The sequence below is a fragment of the Arthrobacter sp. AD-310 genome (assembly GCF_054656615.1).
In genome coordinates, this window is record NZ_BAAHNO010000019.1 from 59,778 (window position 1) to 86,621 (window position 26,844).

Sequence of the window (26,844 nt, forward strand, 5' to 3'; positions counted from 1 at the left end):
TAGACTCAATCCATACCCAGTAAGTGAAGGAACACCATGTCTAAGCGCATCGACGTCAAGGACCTGAACGTGTACTACGGCGACTTCCTCGCCGTGGAGGACGTCACCATCAACATCGAGGCCAAGTCCGTCACCGCGTTCATCGGCCCGTCCGGCTGCGGAAAGTCGACCTTCCTGCGGACCCTGAACCGCATGCACGAGGTCCTCCCCGGCGCCCGGGTGGAGGGTGAAGTCCTGCTCGACGGCGACAACCTGTATGGTCCCGGCGTGGACCCCGTCACCGTGCGTTCCCAGATCGGCATGGTGTTCCAGCGGCCCAACCCGTTCCCCACCATGTCCATCCGCGACAACGTGCTGGCCGGCGTGAAGCTGAACAACAAGAAGATCTCCAAGGGCGAGGCCGATGTCCTGGTGGAGCGCTCGCTGAAGGGCGCCAACCTGTGGAACGAGGTGAAGGACCGCCTGGACAAGCCCGGCTCCGGGCTTTCCGGCGGCCAGCAGCAGCGCCTCTGCATCGCCCGCGCCATCGCCGTGGAGCCGCAGGTGATCCTCATGGACGAGCCGTGCTCCGCCCTGGACCCCATCTCCACCCTGGCCATCGAGGACCTCATCAACGAGCTCAAGGACCAATACACGGTGGTGATCGTGACGCACAACATGCAGCAGGCTGCACGTGTGTCGGACAAGACTGCGTTCTTCAACATCGCCGGGACGGGCAAGCCGGGCAAGCTGATCGAATTCGGCGACACCCACACGATCTTCAGCAATCCGGTGCAAAAAGCTACTGAGGACTACGTCTCCGGCCGCTTCGGGTAACCCAAAGAGGCGTCCTCCCGCGGAAGTGTTGTAGATTTCCTGCTGCTGGTGCGTTCCCTACGCATTTAGTACGCTGAACTAGATACTTATCGGACTAGTAATAAGCACGCTTGGGAGTTCGCATGACGCAGATCGTTACCAGTCCCCGCGGCCAGAAACTCGAAGCGTCCGGATTCGGGCTTCCGGAAATCGCTCCGCTGGCCATGGGCACACCGGCAAGGGACCTTCCGAATGCGGGGGAGGACCTCCTCGCCGCAGTCTGGCGCACCAGCTCCTATGTGGAGAGCGTCCAGTGGGAGCTGGACGCGGCGCAGGGTTCGCTGTTCCGCGCGGTCCGGCAGGCGGCGCAGTCCGGCGTCGCGCATGACGAACTGTGCAAGGCGGCCAACATGACCGCCGTCGAGCTCGCTGCGGCTCTGGAGACGGTCCCCGTCACCGCGGGGCCCTAGCCCGCCGCCCTGCTGCTCCCGCTATTCCGGGACTTCGAGCTGGTAACCGCACCGGCAGCGAAGCACCCTCGTCGGCAGGCAGACTGCGCTTAGCCCGGCACCCCCCGTCCGGTAGCAGAGCCTTTCGATTTCGAGTTCGGTTTCCTCCATTGGAAAGCCGCAATGGATGTAATCGTCGCCGAACATGATGACTTCCGCCATCCAGCGCACCTGGTGCAGTGCCGCCGCAACATCGGCCGCATAGGCGAGGTGCTCCTGGAACCGGCTGCAGTCATGGCAGGTGTAGGAGACGGTAACCAGGTCGCCGCCCCCTGCGCTCAGAGCCGTGATCGCATGGATGGTGAGGCGGTGTTCGGTTCCGCAGGTTTCGCACTGTAGTTGCCGTGGCTGGGGCAGGGGGTGGCGGGGATTCGAGGAAGACATTGTTGTCTGCTCTTTTCCGTAGGTGTGCATCCTGGCCGCCGGTTTGCTACAGCGGCACCCGTCCGCGGCGTGCACAGGGTGGCGGACGGCGCTCCCCGGCCGGGGTCCGATGCCGCGGAAACGTACTTTCGAATGTAAGCCACCCGCGGCGGGCCTGTACAGGGTAAGCGCGCCCGTAGGGGAGGGAGAGTCAGCCCACCAGCGGCGACAGGGCAAGGGCCAGGACAAACGCCATGCCCGCCGTCGCCGCAGGGGTCAACGCCCACAGCGACAGGATGCGGATGACCAGTTTCCTGTTGGTGACCGAGAAGTTCTGGTTCTCGCCCGCCCCCAGGACGGCGGCGGTGACGGTATGGGTCGTGGACAGCGGCCAGTGCAGGGCGATCGCGCCAACGAACAGCATGGCTGCGCTGTAGATCTGCGCCACCGAGCCCCGCAGCGGATCGACCCGGGTGATTTTGTGGCCGATCGTGTGCGAAATCCGCCAGCCGCCAAAAAGCGTTCCCAGGGTGATCATCACAGCGGTCACCAGCGCCACCCACATCGGGATGGCACCGCCGTCGGACCAGTCCGCCGCCAGCAGTGCCAGCAGGAGCACTGCGCTTACGCGCTGCCCGTCCTGCAGGCCGTGGCCGAAGGCAACCGCGCCGGCCGCAATAGCCTGGCTGCGGCGGAACCGCTGGTTGACGACGTTGGGCTGGGTGTAGCGCGCAGCCCAGGTGGCTGGGGTAACCAGCAGGAACGAGAAGCTGTAGGCCACCAGCGGCGAGAGCACCAGCGGCAGGACCACCTGGAACAGCAGCGACTGGTCCGCGCCGCCAACGCCTGTGCCGCCCACGGCAAGGCTGGCCAGTCCGGCACCTGCCAGGCCACCGACCAGGGCGTGCGTGGAGGAGGAGGGCATGCCCCGCCACCACATCAGCAGGCCCCAGGCGATAGCGCTTGCCAGGCCGGCCACCAGGATGCCGAGGCCGCTGGTTCCGGCAGGGAGGGTGATCCACTGCTGCGTGACCGCAACCGCGAAGCCGGCGCTCAAGAGGGCGCCGACGAAGTTGAAGAACGCTGCCAGCAGCACCGCAATGCTGGGAGTGAGCGCCCGGGTGCGGGTGGCGAGTGCGACGGCGTTGGAGACGTCGCGGAAGCCGTTAAGGAATGCAAACCCGGCAGTCAGCAGCACCACCGCGCCGAAGATGGCAGGCAGCACGTCAGGATTCCTTGACGATGATGCTGCCCACCTGCGTGGCGATCCGCCGCATGTCCTTGGTGACCTCGACCAGCTGGTTGGCGATGTCACGGTTGCGGGAGTACTGCGCCCATTTCATGTCGCTGATCATGTCCGCGACCCAGACCCGGTGTGTCCGTTCGGCGCGCTTGGCCAGGCGGAGGATCTCGATCCAGTAGTCCTCAAGGTCGTCCAAATTGTCCAGCCGGCGCATGGCGTCCACGGTCAGTTCGGCCTGCCTGCTGATGATCTCCAGCTGGTCCGCCGCGCGCTTGGGCAGCCGCTCCAGTTTGTAGAGGGCCACCAGCTCGGCGGCGGCGTCCATCTTCTCCATGGCCTCGTTGAGGTAGCGGGAGAGCGCGTACATGTCCTCGCGGGGGAGCGGGTTCACGAAGCTGGTGCGCATGTGGGTCAGGAGGGCGAAATGCAGCTCGGCGGATTTGGCGTCGTGGTTGTGCATGTCCTCGACCAGCCTGCCGTGCTCGGCGGCGGGGACGCCAAGGATTTCCGCCAAGGTGCCGCTGGCCAGCACAATCTGCTGCGCCATCTGCGTAAGAAGGTTCAGCCCGGCGGGCTCCTGGGGAAAAAGGCGCAGCTTCACGTGGTTCCGTCTCCGGGGAAAGTCTAGGGCGGGGTTGCCGCCGTATGACTTGACCCCGGCTGGCAACTGACGCTAACTCTACCGGGCCGTCAGCAGACGGTTGAAACGCGAAAACGTGCCGCGGGCAGAAAAATGGTGCCGAACCGGATACGCCTCTCGGCGGTAGGCCGCTCTAGGCGGCTGAGTTTTGAAGCCCGGGGGTTTCGCGGTTCGGCACCAGTTTCAGTTTTCTACGATGCTGCGCCCAAGTCAATCTTGACAGCCGGGAGCCCGCCGGGGCAGGGGCGCAGGTCAGTCCAGCTCGCCCAGGCGCCAGGCGTTGGCGGCGTGCTCGAGGTCTTCCGCCGTCTTCACCAGCTGGTGCGAGTTGCGGGTGAGCCTGCTGGCGTGTGCCTCATTGGCGTGCTCAGCACCGTCGGCGAGCGTGGCCTGGCCGAGTGCCACCACGCGGCAGAAAGCGGCGGAACGTTCGAGCGCGACGTCGAACTCGCCGTCGAACGCTCCGGAAAGGATGGCATCGGCCATGGCCGTCATTTCGTCGGCTCCCGGCGGCTCTGCTGCCCCCGCCACCACGTTGGACACCTGGGCAGTGTCCCGGCCGGCGCGGAAGTAGACGGAGATGCGCTCGGGGTCCTGGACGGTGGCGGCGCGCAGGGCGTAGAGCCGCCACAGGGCTCCGGGAAGGGACCGGGCGGGGCTCTCGGCCCACATTTCAGCGATCGCTTCAAGGCCTTGTTCGTCGGCGAGCCTGACGAGGCGTTCGGTGACCACGGGGTCATCGCTGTCGCGGCCGTGGCGGACCAGCGCCTGCGCGGCAAGGTGGGCGGCCTCGGAGACGCGGGCAGGATCGGCGCCGCCCGCGAAGGGCTCAAAGTCGATGGGCGCGAAGGGTTTCGGCTTATGGTGCCGGTGCGCGCCGCCGTAGGGACTGGATCCTGCTTGCTGGCTCATGCCCCCACGCTACTCCTGTGGTGCCGCCTAATCGAGCACGGGGCGTCCCTTGCAAACGGACGACGACGGCACCCCGCCCGCGTGCCAAACGCACCGGAACCATGGGTTAGAGTATTAACGTCCAGAAATGGATTGGGCTGTACGGTCGAAATGACCGGACGGCAGGGGCCTTTAGCTCAGTTGGTAGAGCATCGGACTTTTAATCCGTGGGTCGTGGGTTCGAGCCCCACAGGGCCCACTCTTTGCACGAAGAGTGATCCCCGGCTGCCGTAGACGGCGGCCGGGGATTTTTTCTTGTCCGCCCCGGGGAGAATGGGCACATGACCAAAAGCAGCCCTACGACAAAAAGCAGCAAGGGCCGGATGCCGCGCCTGGAAGACGTGGCGGACGTGGCGGGTGTTTCCCACCAGACCGTCTCCCGGGTGGTCAACAACCACCCCAACGTCAGTGCGGCAACGCGGGAAAAGGTCGAAGCGGCCATCGCGGAGCTGGGGTACCGCCGCAACACCGCCGCCCGCAGCCTGGTGACGCGGCGCTCGCAGACCATCGGTGTGCTGGCCAGCGAGCTGTCCCAGTACGGCCCGGCCAACACGCTCCTGGGCGTGGAACAAGCGGCCCGCGACGCCGGATACTTCGTCAGCATCGCAGCCCTCCGCGAGGTTGGCCGGGACGCCATTGCCGAAGCCGTCAGCCGCTTCATGGACCAGGCGGTGGACGGGATCGCGGTGCTGGTTCCGCACGCGGACACCCTGAAGGTGCTCGAGGACCTGAACCTGCCCGTTCCCGTGGTTGCCGTGGGCTCTCCGGGCACCAGCGCTGTCAGCGGTGCCATGGTGGACCAGCGCGAAGGTGCGCGGCTCGCCGTCGAACACCTCATCGGGGAGGGGCACCGGCAGATCGGGCACATCGCCGGCCCGCCGGACTGGACCGACGGCGCCGAACGCGCCCAGGGCTGGCGGGAGGCCCTCCGCGAAGCCGGCCTCCCGGATACTCTGCTCCTGGAAGGCGACTGGAGCGCCGGCAGCGGCTATGGGATCGGCAGGAAACTCGCGGCCGAAAGGAGCGCCACGGCGCTGTTCGTGGGCAACGACCAGATGGCCCTCGGCGTGCTCCGCGCCTTCGCCGAGGCGGGCGTGCGGGTGCCCGACGACGTCTCCGTCGTCGGGTTCGACGACCAGCCTGAATCGGGGTACTTCACCCCGCCGCTCACCACTGTCCGGCAGGACTTCGAGGAACTTGGCCGGCGCTGCATGGACATCATGCTCAAGGAGATTGAGGCCGGCGCCGCGGTCAGCTCCACCGTCGTCACGCCGGAACTGGTGCTCCGGGCGAGCACCGCGGGGCCGGCCACCGCGTAGGGGGCAGGAAAAGATCCCAAATAATTTTCCATGAATCTGCATCCAACTCCGCACCTGCACCAGTAGTAGGGGTGTAAGCAAAAACGCCCGCGAAGCGGGCCGATGAAGGAGAAGGACATGCGCAACAGGATCTTCACGGCAGGTGCCGGTGCAGCGGCAATTGCGGCAGCAATCGCCCTCGCCGGTCCAGCCCAGGCAGCCGAGGGCGACGCCCAGCTCTCGGTCCTGCACGGCGTCCCCGGACTCACCGTGGACGTCTGGGTCAACGGGGAACGGACCCTCGACGATTTCACGCCCGGCACCCTGGCAGGCCCGCTTGCCCTCCCCGCCGGCGCCTACGAACTGGCCATCACAGCATCGGATGCGGCAGATGCCTCCGCCGCGGTGATCGGCCCGGTCAGCGTCACCCTGGCAGCCAACGGAAACTACACCGCCGTGGCGAACCTGGACGCGGGCGGCAACCCGACCGCCAACCTCTTCACCAACGACGTCTCGCAGATCGCCGCCGGCAAGGGCAAGCTCACCGTCCGGCACACCGCGGCAGCACCCGCCGTCGACGTCCTCGCCGGCGGCACGGCAGTGATCTCCAACCTCGCCAACCCGAATGAACAGACCCTGACGCTCGATCCCGGAACCATTCCCGCTGCCGTCGCCGCCGCCGGCACCACGACCCCCGTCATCGGTCCCGCCGACGTCACGGTCGCGGAAGGCACCTCCACGATTGTCTACGCATGGGGCAGCCTGGCGGACAACAACCTGCAGCTCGCGGTCCAGACGATCGAAGGCCTGCACTCCTCACCGGCTTCGGTGCCCGGAGCGCTGGACGGTTCCGCTGACGCGGCTCCTGCCACCTTCGTCCTCGGTGCCGGCGGCGCCGCCCTGGCCCTGCTGCTTGCAGGCATCGGTGCAGTCCGCACGGTTGCGGCCCGCCGGCAGCAGTAACACCGGCAAACGCGGTACCCAGCAGGCCGTCCGGTGCATCGGCCCAGTGCACCGGGCGGCCCTTCCGCCGCCACGCCCGCGGCAGGACGGCACGTCAGGAGAAAGGCGGGGCAATGGACAAGCAGACGACGACGGCAGGGGAGCCCCGCCGTCGTCCTTTCGGTTCTTCAGGGGCTGCCCTCCTCGCGGCGGCGCTGCTCCTTCCCGCCTGCGCCCCTGGCGGCACAGCCTCCGGCCCCACCCCTTCGGTGCAGGTGACCGTCAGCGGGCCACCCGCAACAGCCGGGCCAACCGCCGCGACACCCGAGCCGCCTGTGCAGTCGGCACCGGCGATGCCTACGGGACCCGTGGTCCCCATCCAGCAGGCGACGCTCCCGGCAGTGTCGACCGCCGACCCGGCGCCCACCTCACTCACGGTCGAGGGGACGCAGATCGACATGCCCGTCATTCCCGGGGGCGTGTCAGCGGAAGGAGCCATGGAAATCCCGGACGTCTTCGACCAGGCGGCGTGGTACCGGTTCGGTCCGGCCCCCGGCGCCGCAGAAGGAGCGGCCGTCATCGCCGGGCACATCGACACGACCTCTGACCGGGCACCGTTCTCGGCCCTGAAGTCCCTGGCGGCCGGCACCGCCATCCGGGTGGGCCGGGACGGCGCCCCTCCCCTGACCTACCGGGTGATCAGCGTGGAGCTGATGGCCAAGGACAAGTTCGACGGCGGGGCGCTGTTCCGCAGGACCGGTCCGCACGAGCTCAAGGTGGTCACTTGCGGGGGCAAATGGCTGGACGAGCGAATGGACTACAGCGACAATGTGATAGTTACTGCGGTCCTGGAATGAGCGGTGATCCGGCCGTGGTTCTCGCCACCGATGCCGGGAAGGAGTCCATTGTGGCACTTTCCGGGCAGTCCGCGGCCGGTGGGGAGGACGCGCTGACCGCCGCGTTCGCGGCGGGCGACGAGCGGGCCCTGGCCACCGCGTACCGCGAGTTCGCACCGCTGGTGCACACCCTGGCGTTGCGCTCGCTGGCCGACCGGTCGGCCGCCGACGACGTCACCCAGGAAGTCTTCATCCGGGTGTGGCGGTCGCGGGGCACGTTCAACCCCCGGGTTGCCCGGCTCCCTGCGTGGATCGTCGGCATCACCAGGAACGCCATCGCGGACGCGCTGTCAGCCACGGCACGCGAGGCACGCAAGGCCTACGCCGCGGCAGGCGCCGGGATGGCGCGGGAGGACGACCCGGGGGTGGAGGCGGCCGAGCACCTGGCCGACCGGCTCCTGCTGGACGGCGAGTTGGACCGGCTGGGGGAGCCGCAGGGCTCCATCATGAAGCTCGCGTTCTACGAGGACCTTACGCACGAGCAGATTTCGCGGAAACTGGACCTTCCGCTTGGTACCGTCAAGAGCCACATCCGCCGCAGCCTGACACACTTGAGAAACAGATTGGAGGTTGACCGTGCCGCATCTTGATCCGGAACAGTTGAGCCTCCTTGCCCTGTACGCCGGCTGGGAGGACGACGCCGGGCGCGAGCACCTGCGCGTCTGCCCGGAATGCGCCGCCGACTACGCCGCATTGCGCCGCACCGTGGAGGCCGTCAAGACCACCCCGGACACCAGCAGGTTGTCCGTGCCCGGACCGCAGGTGTGGGCCGGCATCCACCGGGAACTTGGCCTGGCGCCGGAGCTGGCGGGGGACCCGCTGGCCGCCGGGACGGCACCCTCCGCAGCGGTGCCAACCGAAGGTGCCATGCCGCCGTCGGACGCTGCAACGGCGCCGGACGCTGCAGGCGGTGCATCCCCAATTGACATCGCCGCCGCCCGCGAACGCAGGAAGGGCGGAGTGTGGCGGCGCAGCAGCACCTGGCTGGCGGCTGCCGCGGCGGCCGTGCTGGTGGCCGGCGCAGGCATCTGGGCCTTGAACCGTCCCGGGGAGCAGGAGCCCCGACCGCTTGCGGCGGCCCAGCTGACGCCGCTGGCGCAGTTTTCCGCCACGGGCACGGCCAAGGTGGTGGAGGGCTCTGACGGGTCCCGGAGCCTGGAGGTCCAGCTCACCAAGGACGAGGCGCAGGGCTACCAGGAGGTGTGGCTGATCGCCCCGGACTTGTCGCGCCTGGTCAGCCTGGGCGTGATGAACACTGAATCCGGCACGTTCCAGGTGCCGGCGGGCCTGCAGCTGTCCGACTATCCCATCGTGGACGTCTCCGACGAACCGGTTGACGGCAACCCTGCGCACTCAAGCGTCAGCATCGTCCGCGGCACGCTTACGTCCTAGCGACGGCCGGGCCAGCGCCGTCCAGGCTGGCGCCATCCGCCATCGACTGAGCCGTTCCCACTGCGCGGCCACCAGAGCGGTCAGCAGCGCGGCGCCGGCGTGCAGGTACAGCAGCAGATGGAGGTCGTGGGCGGCGGCAGGCTGCTGCCCGGGTACGGATGAGGCGTCCTGCTCCGGCGCATCCCCGTGGCCGTGCCCTGGCAGGTAAAAACCCGTGGCGGAGGCAAAGGCGCTGAAGGCCAGGTGCAGGAGTTGCTGCGCGAGCGCTGCCGCCACCAGTACACCCCAGGCGGGAAGCCGGCGCCGCCCGAGCATGGCAGCGGCCATCGCCAGCAGCGCCGCCAAGGCAACGACGATCAGGGCTGCGGGCGACTGGCCGCCACCGGCCACATGGGCAGCCCACCCGAGTCCCGTGGCAAGGGGACCCAGGAGCCAGGCGGCACGGGTGGGGCGTCCGGTCAGGGCAGGTTCCACGTCATCCCCCTGGTGAGTATCCGGCAGCATGGAAGGTTCCTACCCTTTTCGGGGCGCTCTGAACTGCACTTGCCGCAAACTACGCCGCGCTCAACATGGTCCTGTCGGAGCGAGAACTGGAACTGGGCCGTCCCTTGGCGGCCGAAGGATCGGCTCTTCTCTCCGGAGTTGAATGCGTGCGGGACAGGTAACTCACTTCAGCCACCGGCGCAGCTGACAGTAAGAGTCCAGTAAGGGACGTTTCCGGTTGAACCGGCCAGCGCCAAAATGCCAACACCATCGGTCTCTGCCGGCCCGGCCCGTTGTTATTGGAGATGTTGTTTTCCACCACGCTGGGACTTCCGGGGCGCAACCTGATGCCTGCCAAGGAAGTTCTTGCCCTCGAACGGTCGCGAAGCATCTTGAACATGCCTACGCGAAGCTTGGGGTCAGCAACCGGACCGATGCACTCAATCGCTTTAAAGGGGTCATCCCTTGATAGCGAGTCATGTTCCGACATGCAGCTACGACGGAGACGACGAGGTCCAGGGCCGCGCCACGGGCACGGTCCTGGCCGTGAGGAAGTTTCACAGTGCTCCGGCTCCAGAATGTCTTTTTCATCGTCAGGTTTACGTTCATGCCGCGATTTGGTCATGGATCGAGACCTGTTGAAATGCAGGGTCCTCGTCAAACTCGATGAGAATCTGGTCAGCCTGGCGGGAAGCGCTTCGATAGTCGCCCAGGCGACCACCGCCTTCTTTGGTTTGCACACAACGCTTTATCCGACAGCCTCCAATGACTTCTGGAAGGACCTGGCGCGGTTTTCACTGTTCCCGATGCTGCATCCTATTCACGGCAGGGAACGACAACATTGCAGTCGGCGCGCATGGCGGGCATGGAGGAACTCCGCAATTACCTCGAAGCCGACAAGGCTATATAGCGCTGGACTCTCCGCTTGAGCCTGACGAGGTGTACCACTCCCACACACCCTCATCGTTGATACGCCCGCTCATCGCACCGAACATCCAGGGAGTGATTCCCGTAGGATCACCACCAGCCCTCACGAAATCCTCCCGCTTCTTACGGGCGACCCTGAAGTGCTCGCGAAGGTACAGCACAAGCCCGATGCCGCATCCGAGCACGAAGAGCAGGATCGACAGGACGCCGTAGGGCCGGCCGATAATTAGGTTGCTCAGGAAGACGTATCCGACCGTGAACCCCACTCCACAGAAGAGCGTCCAGAACACTACCCAGAATCCGGCCCAAAACCGAAGGCTTCTGTTGCTCGGGCGCTGGTTGGGATCGTTGTTACGCTTCAGGCCGGATGGTTTTCCTGTGGAACCTGAGTGGTCTAACCGCTTCACATCAGCAGTCTATGCAGGCGTGCGAAGGCCGACTAACCAAAGTATGCGCGCCGGCAACGGAACGTTGCGCCCGTTTCGATAACAGCGGACGGTTCACCGGACGTTGCGCCAAACGTCTACTGCCCTGGTGCCGGTCGGGCATGAGGCATACGACGTGTTGAGGCCCTGCGAGGCCGGCATCTGCCACTTCCAAGGACCGCGCACAATCTCTTCATGGCCAGTGGGAACATGACGGCACCGGCCCGCGACTTGATACTCGGTGCCCGGCGCATCGGAGTTGCACGTGGCTCCCACGTGATACTCGTAGTGGATCCACACATTGCAATTGGCATACCCGTCACCAGCCAACGCAGGCTGAGCTGTGAGTAATGTCCCGCCCGCGAACGCAAGGGCGACGCTGGCAGCAAGAATTTTTCGCGAAAGCTTCAAGATGTTCCCCCAAGGTGTGAGTGGCGACTCGATGTCGTCGCTCAATACTCGGGGGACACCCAGCGGTTGCGCAATGGGGCGAACTATCCATCCAGGCTCCTCGGTGGCTTCAGCTGTTCGATGGACGATCCCCTTGCGGCTGCACTAGGCGTCAAATAGCCCGTGAAGCAGCCGCCATTTACGCAGAAGGTTACCCGCAGGAGGAGTTAGCGATCCCGCGTCGTCCTGCCAGTAGCGGCCACGAGCCAGCCGCGGGCGGTCATGCTTCATCTCCCGTGCTACTGACCCCAGCCCGAGCCTGTATGCGTCGTTCGTCGGCTTGAAGGATGCCGTCACGGACTGCGGCACGGATGACGCCGTAGAGGACGTAGGCGAAGATCGCCGCGAAGACCACGAGCAGGACCGGGTTGTTGAATGCATCCATTACTGCCCGCCCTCTTCCGGCCAATACTTCTTGGCGCCAGCCGCGGCCTCCCTGAGCTGTTTGCCGTCCAGGATGATGGAACCCTCACTCATGCCCATGTCCGTCCATTGAGCGACGAGACGGAGGTCACCAGCCGACGGAAGCGGCCATAGCCAGAGGAAGCCTGAACCTGTCAGTTCGTCATCTCCACCGCCGCCCCCGCGGTTCTGCAGGTACAGGACGGGAGAGGTGGGGTGGTAAGCCGGATCGTCGGGGCCAACGGGCATGTGCATCACAGCCGTACTGGCCTTCGTTCCGTCAGAAAACTCCACGCCGAATAGCAGGCCACTGCCACTTGCCGCGTTCCTCGGGGGATGTCCGTGGCTAAAAAAGGCCGCATTGAGCGCTGCCCAGTCCTGGTCGCTCTCATCGGCGCGGCGGATGAACCATGACACGTCGAGGGTGCAGCCAGTGGAGAAAACCTGGGCGCTCCGGACGGCGAGGACGCGGTTGGAGCTTCGGTGCAGGAACTTCCCCAGATGAACAACAGCAGGCAGTTCGTCATCGGGCGCACCAGACCAATCGGGACGGATCGGCTTCGGGACCTTGGGTCTTGGTGGAAGATTCGGTACTGGAAAGTCGCGGAAGAAAGTCATGATCATCCTTGGTTCGCTGGCTGCGACCGACCAGCGGAACAGCGGCGAGCCGCCCTGGATCCCCCAATCCGTCCTAACCCCGCAAGTCTAGCCACAGCCCCCATGCCAACGGACAGCAACAAGACATGGACCCCCGATGAAGCAGCCGGCCTACGCACGGATTAGGTCATGAAAAGAAGCACATTGGAACTCTTCAGCGGCTCGGAGAGCGATCCCGGGCTGGGATAGTCAGTTCAAGTTTGGTTGGCTGGCGAGGATGTAATCCAGGGCGGCCGGGCCGGTCATACGGAGTCCAAGCCGCATGTGCCCGCGGTTGTTCCCATACCGTTCATGCAGGCCCAGCTCGGCCATTGCCGCCCAGAAAGACTCGCAGGGCCCAGGGGCTTGGGCGAGCAGTGAGCACCAGCTCAGGTACACGCCAAACACCTGGTCTTCTGTAAGCGTTTGCTCCTCGAGCGTGTCGGCGAGGCAGTCCTGAACAAAACGGGCATAGTCCCGGCTTTCCATCTCTAAGTGCTCCTGTTCCTGGTCCCTGCAAATTGCGGATGCTCGTGCGGCGGCCTTCTTGAAGGGCCAAGGTAGAACTGACGAGCGCTAACGGGTGGTCACGGCGTTACCGCCGTGGTCGTGGATGAGGGATGTGGCCATGCGTTTGGCGAACACAGCTGCCTCCCGGTCTCCCTCGACCGCTGCAATGATCGAACCCTTTGTCAGGATGTGGCAGGAGCGGGCAAAGATGTCAGGTTGCTCAAGGCCAGCCTCGACTGCCAGAGCCCGAATGAAGGACCGGACGTGCGCTAAATACTCGATTGAGGCAACTCCGAGTGGATGGGCGGAACCCATCTCCAACATGGTGCTTACGAAAGCGCAGGCTTGGAAGTCGTCCTGGCGGAACCACCCGTCCAGGACATCGAAGATGGCCAACAACCGGCCCGTAGGGCTCTCCGTCCGCCTTGCGGTCTCGGCGATAATCCCCTCAACCGTCATGTCCTGGTGGCAGTGCTCCAGGTAAGCAAGGACCAGTTCATCCTTTGAGGTGAAGTGCGCATAGAACGTCGCCTTGGCGACCCCGGCCCGTGCGATCAACTCATTGATGCCGACATCGCGGATGCCCCGCTGTAGAAACAGTTCGTAAGCCGCAGCCAGGATGCGCTCCCTGGCCCCACCGGTAGTCGGGCGTGGAGGAGCCGCGAGCCTCTCAGCGGCGGGTGGAAAGTCATATGTGTGTGACATTACAAGCAGACATTACACGGAAACAGACAGACCAGTCGGTTCACCCCGGCGTCGTAATGGAAGAGGCTCCGGAGGCAAATGCCTCCGGAGCCTCGCCGCGAGCTGTCCCCGCTAGTGCCCGAAGTGCGCGCTTGGGGCGCCCTCCGGAAGCCGCTCCAGGATGTCCTCGGCAATCCTTCGCACCTTGATGTTCCGGTGGCTCGAGGCCTTTGCCAGGATGGAAAAGGCCTCATGGTACGAGCACCTGTTCTGCGCCATGATCACGCCGCAGGCCACGTTGATGGAGGTGCGGCTGTCCAGCGCGGAGCGCAGGTCCGAGGCCATGGACCGGGCCGTATGCAAGTCGACGGCCATCTGCAGGCTCTTTGCCGCCAGGCCCGCAAAGGCCCGCGCCTCGGCGATGACCTGCAGCGGGAAGGCCTTCGCATCCTGGGCGAAGAAGGCCAGGCCCGCGGGGGGAGCGGCTTCGCCGTCGCTCTTCAGGGGCAGTCGCACGCCCAGGACGCTGCCGAATCCGGCGAGCTGGAGCTGGTGGCAGTAGCGCGGCCAGCGGAAGTCTCCGATGCGCTGGAGGACGGCCACAGGCTGGCCGCCGGCCAGCACCTCGCAGACCGGCCCTTCCTTGGACTGGTTTTCCCATTCCAGCAGCCGCACCACATCGTCGGAGGTGCCGGTGATGGCGGGCGCCTTCTTGGGCTGGGGCACCACGACGCCGCACTCGATGCGGATACCCGCCGTGCGTGCCACCGTGTGCACGGACGAGGTCACAAGCCGGGTGAGGGATTCGCCCAGGGAATCAGCGCCGGTGACCAGGTCCAACAGAATGTCCTGGCTTGCGTCCGGGCCGCCGTTGTCCGGGGACGTTCCAAGGTCGGGGACAGCCGATACCGGGCGGCTGCCAGGGGCCCTCGGGGAAACAAGAGGGCCGGCGACGGCTGGGGGAGAGTCCTTGGTCTCAAAGGACTCCTCGTCGCCGGCCCCGCCTAATACCCGTGTCCGCTGGACCGGGAAGCCGGAGCTCATATGTCGTGCATGCATCCAGTCTCACACCCCCTAGTGAGCAAGTACCGCGAGGCAGAACAGGTCTTGTCTCTGCCCAAAAATCTAGTTCCGCCCCGGCGCCGGTGAACGCGTAAGCGGTACCCGTTTTTGAAATTAGGTACTACTTGGATTTCCGCTCGATCCCACACCCTTCCCGCGTTGCTGCAGGTGAGCCGGACGCCGCGGCCGGGGCGTCCCTCCGGGGCAGGCTTCAGCCCGCCCGCTCCAAACCCTTGACTCCCGGGCGGACAACCCAAAGAATGTTTTCTATAACGTTGTAAAAGTAGCTGAGGAAGTTTTAGTGACCACTCCCGAACCGGCTCCGGCCACAATCACCATCGACCCCGCCTTCACGGTGGGACCAGTCCGCCGGCGCACTTTCGGTGCCTTCGTGGAGCATCTGGGCCGGTGCGTATATACCGGCATTTTCGAACCCGGGCACCCCGCGGCGGACGGGGACGGCTTCCGCGAAGACGTCCTCGAACTCACCCGCGAACTCGGCGTCTCCACCGTGCGGTACCCCGGCGGAAACTTCGTCTCCGGCTACCGCTGGGAGGACGGCGTCGGTCCGGTGGACCAGCGCCCGGCCCGACTGGACCTGGCCTGGCACTCCACGGATCCCAACCTGGTGGGCGTCGACGAGTTCGCCAAGTGGTCCGTGAAGGCGGGGGTGGAACCCATGATGGCCGTCAACCTGGGCACGCGCGGCACACAGGAAGCACTCGACCTGCTGGAATACTGCAATATCGACGGCGGCACGCACCTTTCGGACCAGCGCCGCGCCAACGGAGCGGAAAACGGCTACGGCATCAGAATGTGGTGCCTCGGCAACGAGATGGACGGCCCGTGGCAGATCGGCCACAAAAACGCCCAGGAATACGGCCGGCTCGCCGCGGACACGGCACGCGGCATGCGCATGATCGAGCCGGACCTCGAGCTCGTTGCCTGCGGCAGCTCCGGTCCCACCATGGCCACCTTCGGCGAATGGGAACGGGTCGTTTTGACCGAAACCTACGAACTGGTGGACCTGATCTCCGCCCACCAGTACTTCGAGGACTTCGGCGACCTGCAGGAGCACCTCTCCGCCGGGCACCGGATGCAGGCCTTCATCCACGACATCGTCAGCCACATCGACCACGTGAAGTCGGTGAAGAAGTCCACCAAGCAGGTGAATATCTCCTTCGACGAATGGAACGTCTGGCACATGAGCCGCGACGAGTCGAAGGTACCCAACGGCAAGGACTGGCCGGTGGCCCCCGTCCTGCTGGAGGACACCTACACGGTGGCGGACGCCGTCGTCGTCGGAGACCTCCTGGTCACCCTGCTCCGGAACACGGACCGCGTGCATTCAGCCAGCTTGGCGCAGCTGGTGAACGTCATCGCGCCCATCATGACCGAACCGGGCGGGCGCGCCTGGAAGCAGACCACCTTCCATCCCTTCGCGCTGACCTCCCGCCACGCCTCCGGCACCGTGCTGCAGCTCGCCGTCGAGTCCCCGCTGGTCAGCGGCGGCAAGACGGCCGGCTTCGCCGCGCTGTCCGCCGTCGCCACCTACGACGCGGAGAAGGGCGAGGCCGTTGTGTTCGCGGTCAACCGTTCGGCAACCGACGCCCTGCGCCTGGACGCCGTGGTATCCGGGCTGGGCAGCGTCCGCGTGCTGGAGGCCCTCACCTACGCCAACAAGGACCCGTACTGGCAGGCCAGCGCCGACGATTCCACCTCCGTGCTGCCCACGGAGAACGTCACGGCAAAGGCCGACGGCGGCCGCCTCACCGCGGAGCTGCCCGCCGTGTCCTGGTCCATGATCCGGCTCGCCGTCAACCCCTGAACCTTTGGCAGGTGAAGGCCACTCCGTAACCCCGTCGCCGGAGTATGACGGCGGCGGGGCGCAGTGGGAGGATGGACGGCATGGAACTGCACATCACCGGCGATCCCGCCGCGGACAAGCTGTTGAGCGAGGACGATTTCGCGCTGTTGACCGGAATGCTGCTGGACCAGCAGGTGACCATGGAGTCCGCATTCGCGGGTCCGGAGAAGATCAAGACCAGGATCGGCTCCCTGGCTCCCGAAGCCATCGCCTCGCATGAGCCGCAGGCCTTCGTCGAGATGTTCAAGGAGCGCCCCGCCGTCCACCGCTTCCCGGGTTCAATGGCCGCCCGGGTCCAGGCGCTCGCGGAAGCCGTCCAGAACGAATGGGACGGCGACGCCGCCGCCATCTGGACCAAAGGCGACCCGGACGGTGCCGAGGTGCTCCGCCGGCTGAAAGCCCTGCCCGGGTTCGGCGACCAGAAAGCCAGGATCTTCCTTGCCCTCCTCGGCAAGCAGCGCGGCCTGCAGGCACCCGGCTGGCGTGAAGCGGCCGGGCACTACGGCGAGGAGGGCGCGTTCCTGTCCGTGGCAGACATCGTGGACCCTGAATCCCTCGTCAAGGTCCGCGCCAGCAAGCAGGCCGCAAAGGCGGCGGCGAAGGCGGCAAAGACCAAGGCCTGAGTTGCCCCTTCCGGTACGGTTCCCGTGCAGGTGCTGCCATCTGCAACGATGTATCCCAGGAAGTGGCCAAACCACACGAAGGAGCCCAGATGGCGGTCACCATGAACGACGTTGCACGAGCGGCGGGGGTGTCCCTCAAAACGGTTTCCAACGTCCTGAACGACTACGAGTTCATCCGGCCGGCCACCAAGCAGAAGGTCAAGGATGCCATCGCCGAACTGGGCTACCAGGCCAACCTCACAGCGCGCAGCCTGCGGTCCGGCAAGACGTACATGCTGGGCCTGGTCCTGTCCGACCTTTCGGCCCCGTACTACGCCGAGCTTGCCGCCAGGCTGATGAAGGCCGCCACGCAGCGCGGGTACCGGGTCCTCGTTGAACAGTCCGACGCCGAGGAGCAGGCCGAACTGAACGCGCTCCAGGGTCCCTTCCGCCAGTTGACCGACGGGCTGCTGTTCACGCCGCTGGCGATTGACGCCGACGCCGTCGCCTCCCGGGTGGGCAGCAAGCCGCTCGTGATGCTAGGCGAACATGTGATGGACCCCCGGTTCGACCTCGTCACCATGAAAAACGGGGAGGCCGCCGCGGCGATCACGGCGCACCTGCTGCGCAGCGGCCGCCGCCGCATTGCCGTGCTCGGCGCCAGCCCGGAGGAGACAACCGGCAGCGCAGGCCTTCGGCTGACCGGTTACCGGACGGCGCTGGAGGAGGCCGGCGTCCCGTTCGACCCCGCCCTGGTCACCCCGGCCGAGTGGCGCCGCGACACCGGGGCCGCGGCCCTGGCCAATCTCCTGGACAGCGGCGTGAAGTTTGACGCCGTGTTCGGCCTCAACGACGTCCTCGCCCTCGGAGCCATGCACGAACTGCTGATCCGCGGCGTCCGGGTTCCGCAGGACGTGGCCGTGGCGGGTTTTGACGACATCGATGAAGCCCGCTTTGCGTCCCCCTCCCTGACCACCGTTTCGCCCGGCATGGACGAAATCGCCGAACGATCCGTTGCCCTGCTGCTGGACCGGATCTCCGGAAAGGAGACGGCGGACCAGGGTGTGCACGTGAAAGCCGGGTTCGAGCTGAAGATCCGCGAGTCTGCGCCCTAGCCTCTGTTGGCGGACCGGTCCCGCCGTTTCGCCGGCTCCGGGCGCGGGTACGTGTCCCGCAACGGCTCAACGAGAGGGAAAGGTGTCCACATGATTGCCCTTCTGGTCATCGACATGCAGAATGCCTTCTTTGAAACACCGGAACTGGCAGAGCAACAGGAACGCGTGGTGGCCGAGTGTAACCGGCTCCTGGAAGGCTTCGCCCAAGCCGGACACAAGGCGTTGCTGGTGGGGACCGAGCACGAGCGTGACAAGTCCACCTGGACCCTGAGCATGCTTGACGACGACCAGGGCTTCATCTTCCGCGGCAGCGAGCAGGCCCAGTCCGTGCCCGGGCTGGCCAAGGACGACCTGCCGCAGCTCAACAAGACGCGCGACAGCGCCTTCGTGGGCACCAACCTGCTCTCCCGGCTGCGGAACTGGGGCGCCGACGAGGTGGTCCTCGCGGGCGTTTCCACACACAACTGCATCGCCCAGACCGGCGCGGACGCCTTCGCGCACAACATCCGGGTCACGTACGCCAAGGATGCCATGGCCTCCGAGGACGACCAGGACGCCCAGGACATGCTGCGCATCCTCTCCACCACGTACCGCCAGCCGGTCCAGTCCAGCGACGAGATCCTGGCGCGCCTCAAAGAGGCAAAATAGGCCGCTGACTTGGAAAGGCCCGCATTACAAGTCTGAAACGTGGCCGAAACGTGCGGCCCCTACTGTAAGTCCCACGCCGTCCGCTGGCCGCCGAAGGGACCTACGATGCACCTGATGCCACGTGAGCAGGAAAAGCTCATGCTCGTGGTCGCCGCCGACCTCGCCCGCCGCCGGCAGGCCCGCGGGCTGAAGCTCAACTATCCCGAGGCTGTGGCCATCATCAGCTACGAACTGATCGAAGGCGCCCGGGACGGCCGGAGCGTGGCGGAGCTCATGAGCCACGGCACCACCATCCTCGCCCGCGACGACGTGATGGACGGCGTGCCGGAGATGATCCACGACGTCCAGATCGAGGCCACCTTCCCGGATGGCACCAAGCTCGTCACCGTCCACAACCCGATCCGCTGAGGGGCGCCATGATTCCCGGAGAGTACATCCTGCGGCCCGAGCCGGTGACGGCGAACGCGGGGCGCGAAGCCATCGACGTGGACGTCGCCAACACCGGCGACCGTCCGGTCCAGGTGGGCTCGCACTTCCACTTCGCCGAGGCCAACGCTGCACTGGACTTCGACCGGGACGCCGCCCACGGGCGCCGCCTGGATATTCCCGCGGGGACGGCCGCCCGGTTCGAGCCGGGGGACCGGAAGACCGTGAAATTGATCCGGCTGGCGGGCCGGCGCGAGGTCTTTGGGCTCAGCAACGCGGTCAACGGAACGCTCGACGGCGGCACCCGCCCGGGCGGGCACGCCACGGAAGGGGACGGCCAGTGAGCTTCGACATCCCACGGCGGCAGTACGCCGACCTGTACGGCCCGACCACGGGCGACAGGATCCGCCTCGCCGACTCCGAACTGTTCCTCGAAATCGAGAAGGACCTCACCGTCTACGGCGAGGAGGTGGTGTTCGGTGGCGGCAAGGTGATTCGGGACGGGATGGGCCAGAACGGGCAGGCCACCCGGGACGGGGAAAGCGCAGTTGAAGATGTTCCCGACACCGTAATCACCAACGCCGTCATCCTTGACTACACCGGCATCTACAAAGCCGACGTTGCCCTGCGGGACGGGCACATCTTCCGGATCGGCAAAGCCGGCAACCCCCAGATCACTGACGGCGTGGACATCGTGATCGGCGCCGGCACCGAAATCATCGCCGGGGAGCGCAAGATCCTCACCGCCGGCGGCATCGACACCCACATCCACTTCATCTCCCCGGACCAGGTCCCCACCGCGCTGGCCAGCGGCGTCACCACCATGATCGGCGGCGGCACCGGCCCGGCCGAAGGCACTAAGGCCACCACGGTCACCCCGGGAAAGTGGCACATCCACCGGATGCTGCAGGCCGCCGAGGCGTTCCCCATGAACATCGGCCTGTTCGGCAAGGGCCACGCGTCCGCTGTCGAACCCCTGGCCGAGCAGATCCGAGCGGGAGCCATCGGGCTGAAGGTCCACGAGGACTGGGGCGCCACCACCTCCTCGATCGACACCTCCCTGACCGTGGCGGACGAATACGACGTCCAGGTGGCCATCCACACCGACACCCTCAACGAGTGCGGCTTCGTGGAGGACACCATCCGCGCCATCAACGGCCGCGTCATCCACACCTTCCACACCGAAGGTGCCGGCGGCGGCCACGCCCCGGACATCATCAAAATCGCCGGGATGCCCAACGTCCTGCCGGCGTCAACCAACCCCACCCTGCCCTACACCCGCAACACCATCGAAGAGCACCTGGACATGCTCATGGTCTGCCACCACCTCAACCCGGACATCCCCGAGGACGTGGCCTTCGCCGATTCCCGGATCCGGGCCGAGACCATTGCTGCCGAGGACGTCCTGCAGGACCTCGGAATCTTCTCCATCACCTCCTCCGACTCCCAGGCCATGGGCCGGGTGGGTGAGGTGATCACCCGGACCTGGCAGGTGGCGGACAGCATGAAGAAGCAGCGCGGGGTTTTGGAAGGATCCCGCAGGGAGGATACTGCCGGCTCCCACGGCAGTGCGGACAGCGACAACTTCCGGATCAAGCGCTACGTGGCCAAGTACACGATCAACGCGGCGCTGGCGCAGGGCATCGCGGACTCCGTCGGTTCAGTGGAGGAGGGCAAGTTCGCGGACCTGGTCCTCTGGGACCCCGCGTTCTTCGGCGTCAAGCCCGAACTGGTGCTCAAGGGCGGGCAGATCGCCTACGCCCTGATGGGGGACGCGAACGCCTCCATCCCCACGCCCCAGCCACGCACCATGCGCCCGATGTTCGGGGCATTCGGCAAGGCGGTACAGCAGTCCTCCATCACCTTCCTGTCCCAGGCGGCGATCGACGCCGGCGTCCCCGAAGAGCTCGGGCTGGAAAAGCTCATCCGGCCCGTCTCCGGGATCCGGACCCTCACCAAGGCGGACCTCAAGTACAACGATGCGACGCCGGACATCCAGGTGGACCCGGAAACCTACCAGGTGACGGTAGACGGCGAGGACGTCACCTGCGAACCCGCCGACGTCCTGCCCATGGCACAGCGCTACTTCCTCTTCTAGAACTTTCGAAAGAACCCACGTGATCATCGAGAAAGTCCTCGGCAACCTCCACGACCTGCCGGACACCGACCTCACCGCCTACGCCGGGCTGCACCGCGAGAAGGTGGTGCTGCCCAGCACCCAGCTGGTCAAACGGATCCAGCGCGCGACGACGGACCACGGCAACGAGATCGGCATCCGCCTCCCGTCCGGCTCCGGCGACCTCCGCGACGGCGACATCCTCCACGTCGCGGAAGCCAACATGATCGTGGTGTCCGTGCTGCCCACCGACGTCCTGGTCATTGCGCCGCGCAGCATCACCGAAATGGGGGTCACGGCCCACTCCCTCGGGAACCGGCACCTCCAGGCGCAGTTCTTCGATGCGGAATCGGAGTACGAAGCCGAAGTCATGGTGTGCGCCTACGACCACACCGTCGAGGACTACCTCAGACAGGCCGGCGTGCCCTACACCCGCCAGGAACGCGTTATGCCGGTGCCATTCCGCCATGCTGAACACAGTCACTGACTACCAGCTGGCGCTGCAGCAGCTGACTGACTCGGCGCTTCCCACCGGGGCGTTCGCCCACTCCTTTGGGTTTGAGACCTACATCGAGCAGGAGCTCGTTCTTGATGAGGACTCTTTTGGGGTGTGGCTGTCTGTTTTTGTTGGGCAGCAATTGACTTACTCGGATGGGCTGGCCATCCGTTTTCTCTATGAAGGATGGGATGTCCTTGAACTCGATGCCCTCTTGTCCGCGCAGCTGCTGCCGCGCCAGGTCCGGGAGGCCAGCATCAAGATGGGCGGGCGGCTGCTGGAAATCGGGGCGGAAGTCTTCCCGTCGGACGCGCTGGAGCTGTACCGGGACCCGGTGACCACGGGCCGGGCCGACGGGCACCAGCCGCTGGCGTTCGCCGTCGTCGCCCGTTCCCTGGGCGTGCCGCTGCAGGAGGCGCTCGCCGCGTACCTTTTCGCGACCGTCACGTCCCTGACGCAGAACGCCGTACGCGCCATCCCGCTCGGCCAGAACGCCGGGCAGCGGGTACTGCGGAAAGCGCACGACGACGTCGCTGCCGCGCTCGAGGCGATTGCCCGCCTCACGCCGGACGACTTCGGGGCTGTCAGCCCCGGACTGGAAATCTCACAGATGCGGCACGAACGCCAGCGTGCCCGGATGTTCATGAGCTGATTGTGCTCGTGAGAAGGAGGAACAATGGCTGAACCCATCAAAATCGGCGTCGGCGGACCCGTTGGAGCCGGCAAGACCCAGCTCGTCGAGCGGCTCACCCGGCACATGAGCGCCGACATTTCCATGGCCGCCATCACCAACGACATCTACACCATCGAAGACGCCAAAATCCTCGCCGCCAACGGCATCCTCCCCGTGGACCGGATCATCGGCGTCGAAACCGGCGGCTGCCCGCACACCGCCATCCGCGAAGACACCTCCATGAACACCGCCGCCATCGAGGAACTAAAGACCCGGCACCCCGACCTGCAGGTGATCTTCGTCGAATCCGGCGGTGACAACCTCTCCGCCACGTTCAGTCCCGAACTCGTGGACTTCTCCATTTACATCATCGACGTGGCCCAGGGTGAGAAAATCCCGCGCAAAGCCGGCCAGGGCATGATCAAGTCCGACCTCTTCATCATCAACAAAACCGACCTCGCACCACACGTCGGGGCGGACCTCGCCGTCATGGAACGCGACTCCAAGGAATTCCGCGGCAACAAGCCCTTCTGCTTCACCAACCTCAAAACCGACGAAGGCCTCGAAAAGGTCATCGAGTGGATCCGGCACGACGTCCTGATGCTCGACCTTGCGTCGTGAGCACGACGGCGTCCCCGGCGGTTGAGCCTGTCGAAACCCCGGTGATTGGATTTCGACAAGCTCAATCACCGAAAGCCATGGGCGAGCTTGAGCTTGGGGTCGCCGTGCGTGGTCAGCGGTCAGTTGCCATGCATCAGTACCATCGGGGTGCTTTGAGGGTTTTGCGGCCGCACTATCTGGATGATTCGGGACAGGTTTGTTATGTCGTTGTGAATCCTGGCGGGGCTTATCTGGGGGCCGACCTTTTTGTTGTTGATGTGGAAGTCCAGGATGGGGCTGACCTGCTGCTGACGACCCAGTCCGCGACCAAGATCTACCGGACTCCGGGGTCGTTTGCCGAGCAGCGGATGTCTTTGCGGCTGGGGGAGGGGGCGCGGCTGGAGCTGATGCCGGACCAGCTCATCGCCTACCGGGAAGCCAGCTACCGGCAACGGACCTCCGTGACCCTGCGACCGTCGTCGTCCCTGGTGATGGCGGAGGTGGTGACGCCGGGGTGGTCACCGGACAGGGCTGCGTTCCGGTACGAGGAAGTCCGGCTGCGGAACGAAATATGGGTCGAAACGGACAACGGCACGCGCGAACTGCTGGCGCTGGACAACCTGCTGATCCGGCCACCTGCCGGAGACGTGACCGGGTTGGGCTTCATGGACGGCTACAGCCACCTGGGATCGCTCGTGGTGATCGATCCCCGGGTGGACCAGCCGCTCGCGGACGAGCTGCACGGGCTGACGGCGGGGGATAATGCCTTGACCGGGGTCTCCCTCACCCACCAGGTTGGCGGAACCACCGGGCTGGTCCTGCGCTCGCTGTCGAACAGCACGGGGGAACTGAACCGCCTGCTCACTGCCTGCGCCGACCTCCTCCGTGAACGCTGGCACGGGCAGGGGCCGCTGAACCTAAGGAAGCACTGATGACGGCAATGACCAGCATCACCACCCTCTACCGGGACAGGGAAGCACTGCCGCTGCGGACCCGCGTGCTCATCACCTTCGGTGCCGTGGCGGCACTGCATGCTGCCGCCGTCGTCGTTCTGCTCGCGGGCGGTGCCGGACCACAGGCACTGACGTGGGGCCTGGTCCTCACCGCCTACCTGGCGGGCGTAAAACACAGCTACGACTGGGACCACCTTGCCGCCATCGACAACTCCACCCGTAAATTCGTGGCCCAGGGGCAGGACCCGGTCAGCGTGGGCTTCGCCTTCAGCCTGGGACACAGCTCCGTGGTGACCCTGGCCGGTGTGCTGGTGATCGCCGGCGCCGCAGTCGTGGGGGAGTACATGGCCGACGGATCCACGGGCAACCTTGTCCTGGGGCTGATCGGCAGCGGTGTATCCGGGTTGTTCCTGCTGGCCATGGGGCTGTTCAACGGCTCCGCCTTCGCCCGCTCCGCCCAAGCCTTCCGCCGGGCAAGGAACGGCGCCGCCGTCGACCCCTCTGAGCTCGAACCGCAAGGAGTGGTTGCCAGGCTCCTCACCAGGCCGCTGTCCAGGGTGCGGCGGCCGCGGAACATCTACGTGGTCGGCTTCCTCTTCGGGCTGGGCTTTGACACCGCCACCACCATCGGGCTGCTGATGATGACGACGGCGGCGTCCCTGGCCGGCGTGCCCCCGTTCGCCCTGCTTGCCCTGCCGCTGGCGTTCGCTGCCGCCATGACGCTGTGCGATTCGCTGAACGGCATGGCGATGATGCGGATGTACCGGTCAGCGCTGCACGATCCCCTGCGGCGGCTCGGTTTCAACGCGGTGATAACGGGCATCTCTGCGCTGTCCGCCCTGTTCATCGCCGTGATCACGTCGGGCGGCTTCCTGAACGCAGCCCTGGCCCTGGAAGACCCACTGACGACGTGGCTCGGATCTGTTGACCTGGGCCACGCCGGACTGTTGCTGGTTGGGCTGCTGCTGGCGGCCTGGGGCGCGGCTGCCCTTCGGGCCGGAAAGCAGAATTGATGATTGTGACGCGATCAGTTGCTTCTATTGCAACAATTTCTGAGCGGGTTATTCGCGCGGAAAATAGAGGTTTAGGTCACATCCGGGCCTGTCGGCCGGCCGATCTCCCTTTGTCTTTCTGGCACAATACTTAGCACCTCCCCTAGGGGAAACCGGCTTATAGCCGGTACTCCTGCCGACCCGTCATCCGGTTAATAGACAGGACGAAGATGTTCGAACAGTCCAAAGAACAGCAATCCGTGCGCCAAAAATCCGGCCGCCGACTCAAGGCGGCCGATTGCATCGTCGTGGACAAAAACGAACTGCGGAAGGCACAGGTAGGTGCCGGGGTAGGCAACTTCATCGAGTGGTACGACATTGGCGTCTACGGCTACCTGGCCGTCGTCATGACCTCCGTGTTCACCGAAGGCATGGATGAACGCGTGGGCCTGCTCGTGACGCTTCTCGGTTTCGCGGTCTCCTTCATCGTGCGCCCCCTGGGCGGCATGATCCTTGGCCCGCTCGGCGACAGGATCGGCCGCCGCAAGGTGCTGTTCTTCACTATGGCGCTCATGGCTGTGGCGACAACCGGGATCGGCCTGCTCCCCACCGCGGGTGAAGTGGGCCTCTGGGTCATCATCCCGCTGTACCTGCTCAAGATGCTGCAGGGGTTCTCCACCGGCGGCGAATATTCAGGTGCCGCCACCTATATCTCCGAGTTCTCTCCGGACCGCAGCCGCGGGTTCATGGCCTCGCTGCTGAACTCCGGCTCGATGCTCGGTTTCGCTGCCGGCGCCAGCATGGTGGCCGCCACCACCGCCATCACCACGTCCGTGTGGGGCCCTTCGGCAATGCTCGACGGCGGCTGGCGCATTCCGTTCCTGATCGCCCTTCCGCTGGGCGTCGTAGCAATCCTGATGCGGCTCCGGCTCCCGGAATCACCCAGCTTCGAGGTCGCCCACGCGAAGGCCGCGACTGAGGACATCGACCCGATCTTCGTCCGGCACAACCTGTCGAACATCTTCAAGCACTACTGGCCCCAGATCCTGATCGGCTGCTGCCTGGTTGCCGCTGACGGCACCACCGGCTACCTGCTTACCGGCTACCTGCCCACCTACCTGGAAACCCAGGTGGGATCGGATCCCGTCCACACGGCCGTTGCCGCCGTCGTGGTCCTGGTCCTGCTGGCGGTCATGATTCCGCTTGTGGCCCGCTGGTCCGACCGCATCGGCCGCCGCCCCATCTACGCCATGGCCACGATCGGCAACCTGGTCCTGCTGCTGCCGGCCTTCACCCTGATGCAGATGGGAACGCTGTGGTCCCTGTACCTGGCACTGTTCATGGTGTCGCTGCCCTCGGCGTTCTTCCTCGCTTTGACCGCTGCAGTGATGTCCGAGCTCTTTCCCACGGCCTCCCGTTTCGGGTCCGTCGGTGTCACGCACAACCTGGCCATTTCGGTTTTCGGCGGCACCACCCCGCTGGTCAGCCAAATCCTTGTTGACGCGACCGGGAACCCGTACGCTCCCGCGTTCTACGTGATGTTCTTCTCGCTGGTGGCGCTGTTTGCCTTGCTGAAGATGCGGGAGTCGGCGTCCCGGCCCCTGCTCGGGTCAGTGCCTGTTGTGGCCAGCCGCGAGGAAGCGGAGGAACTGGCCGCCCGGCAGGACACCGATGAGCGCATTGATACCGCAACCATGCTGCTGACCCCCGCCGCGGAGGTTCCCGAGGCTGCCGGGGCGCGCTAGCAG

The 26,844-nt window shown here is 65.7% G+C and carries 31 protein-coding genes and 1 tRNA gene; 21 read left to right on the forward strand and 11 right to left on the reverse strand.

Features of this window, described 5'->3' with window-relative positions; all coding sequences use genetic code 11:
• Positions 1 to 36 precede the first annotated feature (36 nt).
• Positions 37 to 816, forward strand: a complete 780-nt coding sequence (pstB, locus tag ACYQ1Z_RS12815) for a phosphate ABC transporter ATP-binding protein PstB (protein WP_459792908.1) — start codon at positions 37 to 39, stop codon at positions 814 to 816.
• Between the two features lie 122 nt (positions 817 to 938).
• Positions 939 to 1,265: a hypothetical protein gene (locus ACYQ1Z_RS12820; RefSeq protein ID WP_459792909.1), complete on the forward strand. Its 327-nt coding sequence runs from the start codon at positions 939 to 941 to the stop codon at positions 1,263 to 1,265.
• Positions 1,266 to 1,286: 21 nt separating this feature from the next.
• Here the strand turns inward: ACYQ1Z_RS12820 and ACYQ1Z_RS12825 are convergent, their stop codons facing one another.
• The 4 genes from ACYQ1Z_RS12825 to ACYQ1Z_RS12840 all read right to left on the reverse strand — a co-directional run bounded on the left by ACYQ1Z_RS12825 (position 1,287) and on the right by ACYQ1Z_RS12840 (position 4,462).
• The gene (locus ACYQ1Z_RS12825) at positions 1,287 to 1,688 is read right to left on the reverse strand and encodes a hypothetical protein (RefSeq protein WP_459792910.1); all 402 of its coding nucleotides are present in this window, start codon (positions 1,686 to 1,688) and stop codon (positions 1,287 to 1,289) included.
• Between the two features lie 190 nt (positions 1,689 to 1,878).
• Positions 1,879 to 2,892 carry an inorganic phosphate transporter gene (locus tag ACYQ1Z_RS12830; RefSeq protein WP_459792911.1) on the reverse strand — a complete coding sequence of 338 codons (1,014 nt, stop codon included), beginning with the start codon at positions 2,890 to 2,892 and terminating at the stop codon, positions 1,879 to 1,881.
• A 1-nt stretch (position 2,893) separates the two neighbouring features.
• On the reverse strand, positions 2,894 to 3,511 hold the full coding sequence (locus ACYQ1Z_RS12835) for a DUF47 domain-containing protein (RefSeq protein WP_459792912.1): 618 nt from the start codon (positions 3,509 to 3,511) through the stop codon (positions 2,894 to 2,896).
• 291 nt (positions 3,512 to 3,802) lie between these two features.
• Entirely contained in the window at positions 3,803 to 4,462 is a 660-nt protein-coding gene (locus ACYQ1Z_RS12840) for a hypothetical protein (RefSeq protein WP_459792913.1), read from the reverse strand.
• Between the two features lie 165 nt (positions 4,463 to 4,627).
• Here ACYQ1Z_RS12840 and ACYQ1Z_RS12845 point away from each other — a divergent pair.
• The 6 genes from ACYQ1Z_RS12845 to ACYQ1Z_RS12870 all read left to right on the forward strand — a co-directional run bounded on the left by ACYQ1Z_RS12845 (position 4,628) and on the right by ACYQ1Z_RS12870 (position 9,029).
• Positions 4,628 to 4,700: transfer RNA gene (locus tag ACYQ1Z_RS12845), tRNA-Lys, on the forward strand.
• 82 nt (positions 4,701 to 4,782) lie between these two features.
• Entirely contained in the window at positions 4,783 to 5,820 is a 1,038-nt protein-coding gene (locus ACYQ1Z_RS12850; protein ID WP_459792914.1) for a LacI family DNA-binding transcriptional regulator, read from the forward strand.
• Between the two features lie 117 nt (positions 5,821 to 5,937).
• On the forward strand, positions 5,938 to 6,762 hold the full coding sequence (locus tag ACYQ1Z_RS12855) for a DUF4397 domain-containing protein (RefSeq protein WP_459792915.1): 825 nt from the start codon (positions 5,938 to 5,940) through the stop codon (positions 6,760 to 6,762).
• 113 nt (positions 6,763 to 6,875) lie between these two features.
• Positions 6,876 to 7,598 (forward strand): class F sortase, encoded by a 723-nt coding sequence (locus ACYQ1Z_RS12860; protein ID WP_459792916.1) that lies wholly within the window; start codon positions 6,876 to 6,878, stop codon positions 7,596 to 7,598.
• Complete coding sequence (locus ACYQ1Z_RS12865; protein WP_459792917.1) at positions 7,595 to 8,227, forward strand: RNA polymerase sigma factor; 633 nt, start codon at positions 7,595 to 7,597, stop codon at positions 8,225 to 8,227. Before ACYQ1Z_RS12860 ends, ACYQ1Z_RS12865 begins: the two co-directional genes overlap by 4 nt.
• Entirely contained in the window at positions 8,214 to 9,029 is an 816-nt protein-coding gene (locus ACYQ1Z_RS12870; RefSeq protein WP_459792918.1) for an anti-sigma factor domain-containing protein, read from the forward strand. Before ACYQ1Z_RS12865 ends, ACYQ1Z_RS12870 begins: the two co-directional genes overlap by 14 nt.
• Here ACYQ1Z_RS12870 and ACYQ1Z_RS12875 read toward each other — a convergent pair.
• The 7 genes from ACYQ1Z_RS12875 to ACYQ1Z_RS12905 form a co-directional block, all read right to left on the reverse strand.
• Positions 8,991 to 9,533 (reverse strand): hypothetical protein, encoded by a 543-nt coding sequence (locus ACYQ1Z_RS12875; protein WP_459792919.1) that lies wholly within the window; start codon positions 9,531 to 9,533, stop codon positions 8,991 to 8,993. The genes ACYQ1Z_RS12870 and ACYQ1Z_RS12875 overlap by 39 nt on opposite strands.
• 881 nt (positions 9,534 to 10,414) lie before the next feature.
• Positions 10,415 to 10,846, reverse strand: coding sequence for a hypothetical protein (locus ACYQ1Z_RS12880; RefSeq protein WP_459792920.1), 432 nt, complete (start codon positions 10,844 to 10,846; stop codon positions 10,415 to 10,417).
• A gap of 688 nt (positions 10,847 to 11,534) precedes the next feature.
• Positions 11,535 to 11,699 (reverse strand): hypothetical protein, encoded by a 165-nt coding sequence (locus tag ACYQ1Z_RS12885; protein WP_459792921.1) that lies wholly within the window; start codon positions 11,697 to 11,699, stop codon positions 11,535 to 11,537.
• Positions 11,699 to 12,334 (reverse strand): hypothetical protein, encoded by a 636-nt coding sequence (locus ACYQ1Z_RS12890; protein ID WP_459792922.1) that lies wholly within the window; start codon positions 12,332 to 12,334, stop codon positions 11,699 to 11,701. The genes ACYQ1Z_RS12885 and ACYQ1Z_RS12890 overlap by 1 nt, the downstream gene beginning before the upstream one ends.
• Before the next feature lie 228 nt (positions 12,335 to 12,562).
• Positions 12,563 to 12,841 carry a hypothetical protein gene (locus ACYQ1Z_RS12895; RefSeq protein WP_459792923.1) on the reverse strand — a complete coding sequence of 93 codons (279 nt, stop codon included), beginning with the start codon at positions 12,839 to 12,841 and terminating at the stop codon, positions 12,563 to 12,565.
• Positions 12,842 to 12,928: 87 nt separating this feature from the next.
• A complete protein-coding gene (locus tag ACYQ1Z_RS12900) occupies positions 12,929 to 13,567 on the reverse strand; it encodes a TetR/AcrR family transcriptional regulator (protein ID WP_459792924.1) in 639 nt (212 codons plus the stop codon).
• A 111-nt stretch (positions 13,568 to 13,678) separates the two neighbouring features.
• Positions 13,679 to 14,590: a GAF and ANTAR domain-containing protein gene (locus ACYQ1Z_RS12905; protein WP_459792925.1), complete on the reverse strand. Its 912-nt coding sequence runs from the start codon at positions 14,588 to 14,590 to the stop codon at positions 13,679 to 13,681.
• A 319-nt stretch (positions 14,591 to 14,909) separates the two neighbouring features.
• Between ACYQ1Z_RS12905 and arfA the strand changes: the two genes are divergently transcribed.
• From arfA to ACYQ1Z_RS12970, 13 genes are all read left to right on the forward strand, one after another.
• Complete coding sequence (gene arfA / locus ACYQ1Z_RS12910) at positions 14,910 to 16,436, forward strand: arabinosylfuranosidase ArfA (RefSeq protein WP_459792926.1); 1,527 nt, start codon at positions 14,910 to 14,912, stop codon at positions 16,434 to 16,436.
• Positions 16,437 to 16,507: 71 nt separating this feature from the next.
• Entirely contained in the window at positions 16,508 to 17,098 is a 591-nt protein-coding gene (locus ACYQ1Z_RS12915; protein ID WP_459792927.1) for an HhH-GPD-type base excision DNA repair protein, read from the forward strand.
• Between the two features lie 89 nt (positions 17,099 to 17,187).
• Positions 17,188 to 18,192 carry a LacI family DNA-binding transcriptional regulator gene (locus ACYQ1Z_RS12920; protein WP_459792928.1) on the forward strand — a complete coding sequence of 335 codons (1,005 nt, stop codon included), beginning with the start codon at positions 17,188 to 17,190 and terminating at the stop codon, positions 18,190 to 18,192.
• A gap of 90 nt (positions 18,193 to 18,282) precedes the next feature.
• Complete coding sequence (locus tag ACYQ1Z_RS12925) at positions 18,283 to 18,840, forward strand: cysteine hydrolase family protein (RefSeq protein ID WP_459792929.1); 558 nt, start codon at positions 18,283 to 18,285, stop codon at positions 18,838 to 18,840.
• 105 nt (positions 18,841 to 18,945) lie between these two features.
• Positions 18,946 to 19,248, forward strand: a complete 303-nt coding sequence (locus ACYQ1Z_RS12930) for an urease subunit gamma (RefSeq protein WP_459792930.1) — start codon at positions 18,946 to 18,948, stop codon at positions 19,246 to 19,248.
• Between the two features lie 8 nt (positions 19,249 to 19,256).
• Complete coding sequence (locus tag ACYQ1Z_RS12935; RefSeq protein ID WP_459792931.1) at positions 19,257 to 19,610, forward strand: urease subunit beta; 354 nt, start codon at positions 19,257 to 19,259, stop codon at positions 19,608 to 19,610.
• Positions 19,607 to 21,364, forward strand: a complete 1,758-nt coding sequence (gene ureC / locus ACYQ1Z_RS12940) for an urease subunit alpha (RefSeq protein ID WP_459792932.1) — start codon at positions 19,607 to 19,609, stop codon at positions 21,362 to 21,364. The genes ACYQ1Z_RS12935 and ureC overlap by 4 nt, the downstream gene beginning before the upstream one ends.
• Before the next feature lie 19 nt (positions 21,365 to 21,383).
• The gene (ureE, locus tag ACYQ1Z_RS12945) at positions 21,384 to 21,869 is read left to right on the forward strand and encodes an urease accessory protein UreE (RefSeq protein WP_459792933.1); all 486 of its coding nucleotides are present in this window, start codon (positions 21,384 to 21,386) and stop codon (positions 21,867 to 21,869) included.
• Positions 21,850 to 22,530, forward strand: a complete 681-nt coding sequence (locus ACYQ1Z_RS12950; protein WP_459792934.1) for an urease accessory protein UreF — start codon at positions 21,850 to 21,852, stop codon at positions 22,528 to 22,530. The genes ureE and ACYQ1Z_RS12950 overlap by 20 nt, the downstream gene beginning before the upstream one ends.
• 24 nt (positions 22,531 to 22,554) lie before the next feature.
• Positions 22,555 to 23,172 carry an urease accessory protein UreG gene (gene ureG / locus ACYQ1Z_RS12955; protein ID WP_459792935.1) on the forward strand — a complete coding sequence of 206 codons (618 nt, stop codon included), beginning with the start codon at positions 22,555 to 22,557 and terminating at the stop codon, positions 23,170 to 23,172.
• A 77-nt stretch (positions 23,173 to 23,249) separates the two neighbouring features.
• Positions 23,250 to 24,083, forward strand: coding sequence for an urease accessory protein UreD (locus ACYQ1Z_RS12960; RefSeq protein WP_459792936.1), 834 nt, complete (start codon positions 23,250 to 23,252; stop codon positions 24,081 to 24,083).
• Positions 24,083 to 25,117: a HoxN/HupN/NixA family nickel/cobalt transporter gene (locus tag ACYQ1Z_RS12965; RefSeq protein WP_459792937.1), complete on the forward strand. Its 1,035-nt coding sequence runs from the start codon at positions 24,083 to 24,085 to the stop codon at positions 25,115 to 25,117. Before ACYQ1Z_RS12960 ends, ACYQ1Z_RS12965 begins: the two co-directional genes overlap by 1 nt.
• Before the next feature lie 209 nt (positions 25,118 to 25,326).
• Positions 25,327 to 26,841 (forward strand): MFS transporter, encoded by a 1,515-nt coding sequence (locus ACYQ1Z_RS12970; RefSeq protein ID WP_459792938.1) that lies wholly within the window; start codon positions 25,327 to 25,329, stop codon positions 26,839 to 26,841.
• Positions 26,842 to 26,844: the final 3 nt, after the last annotated feature.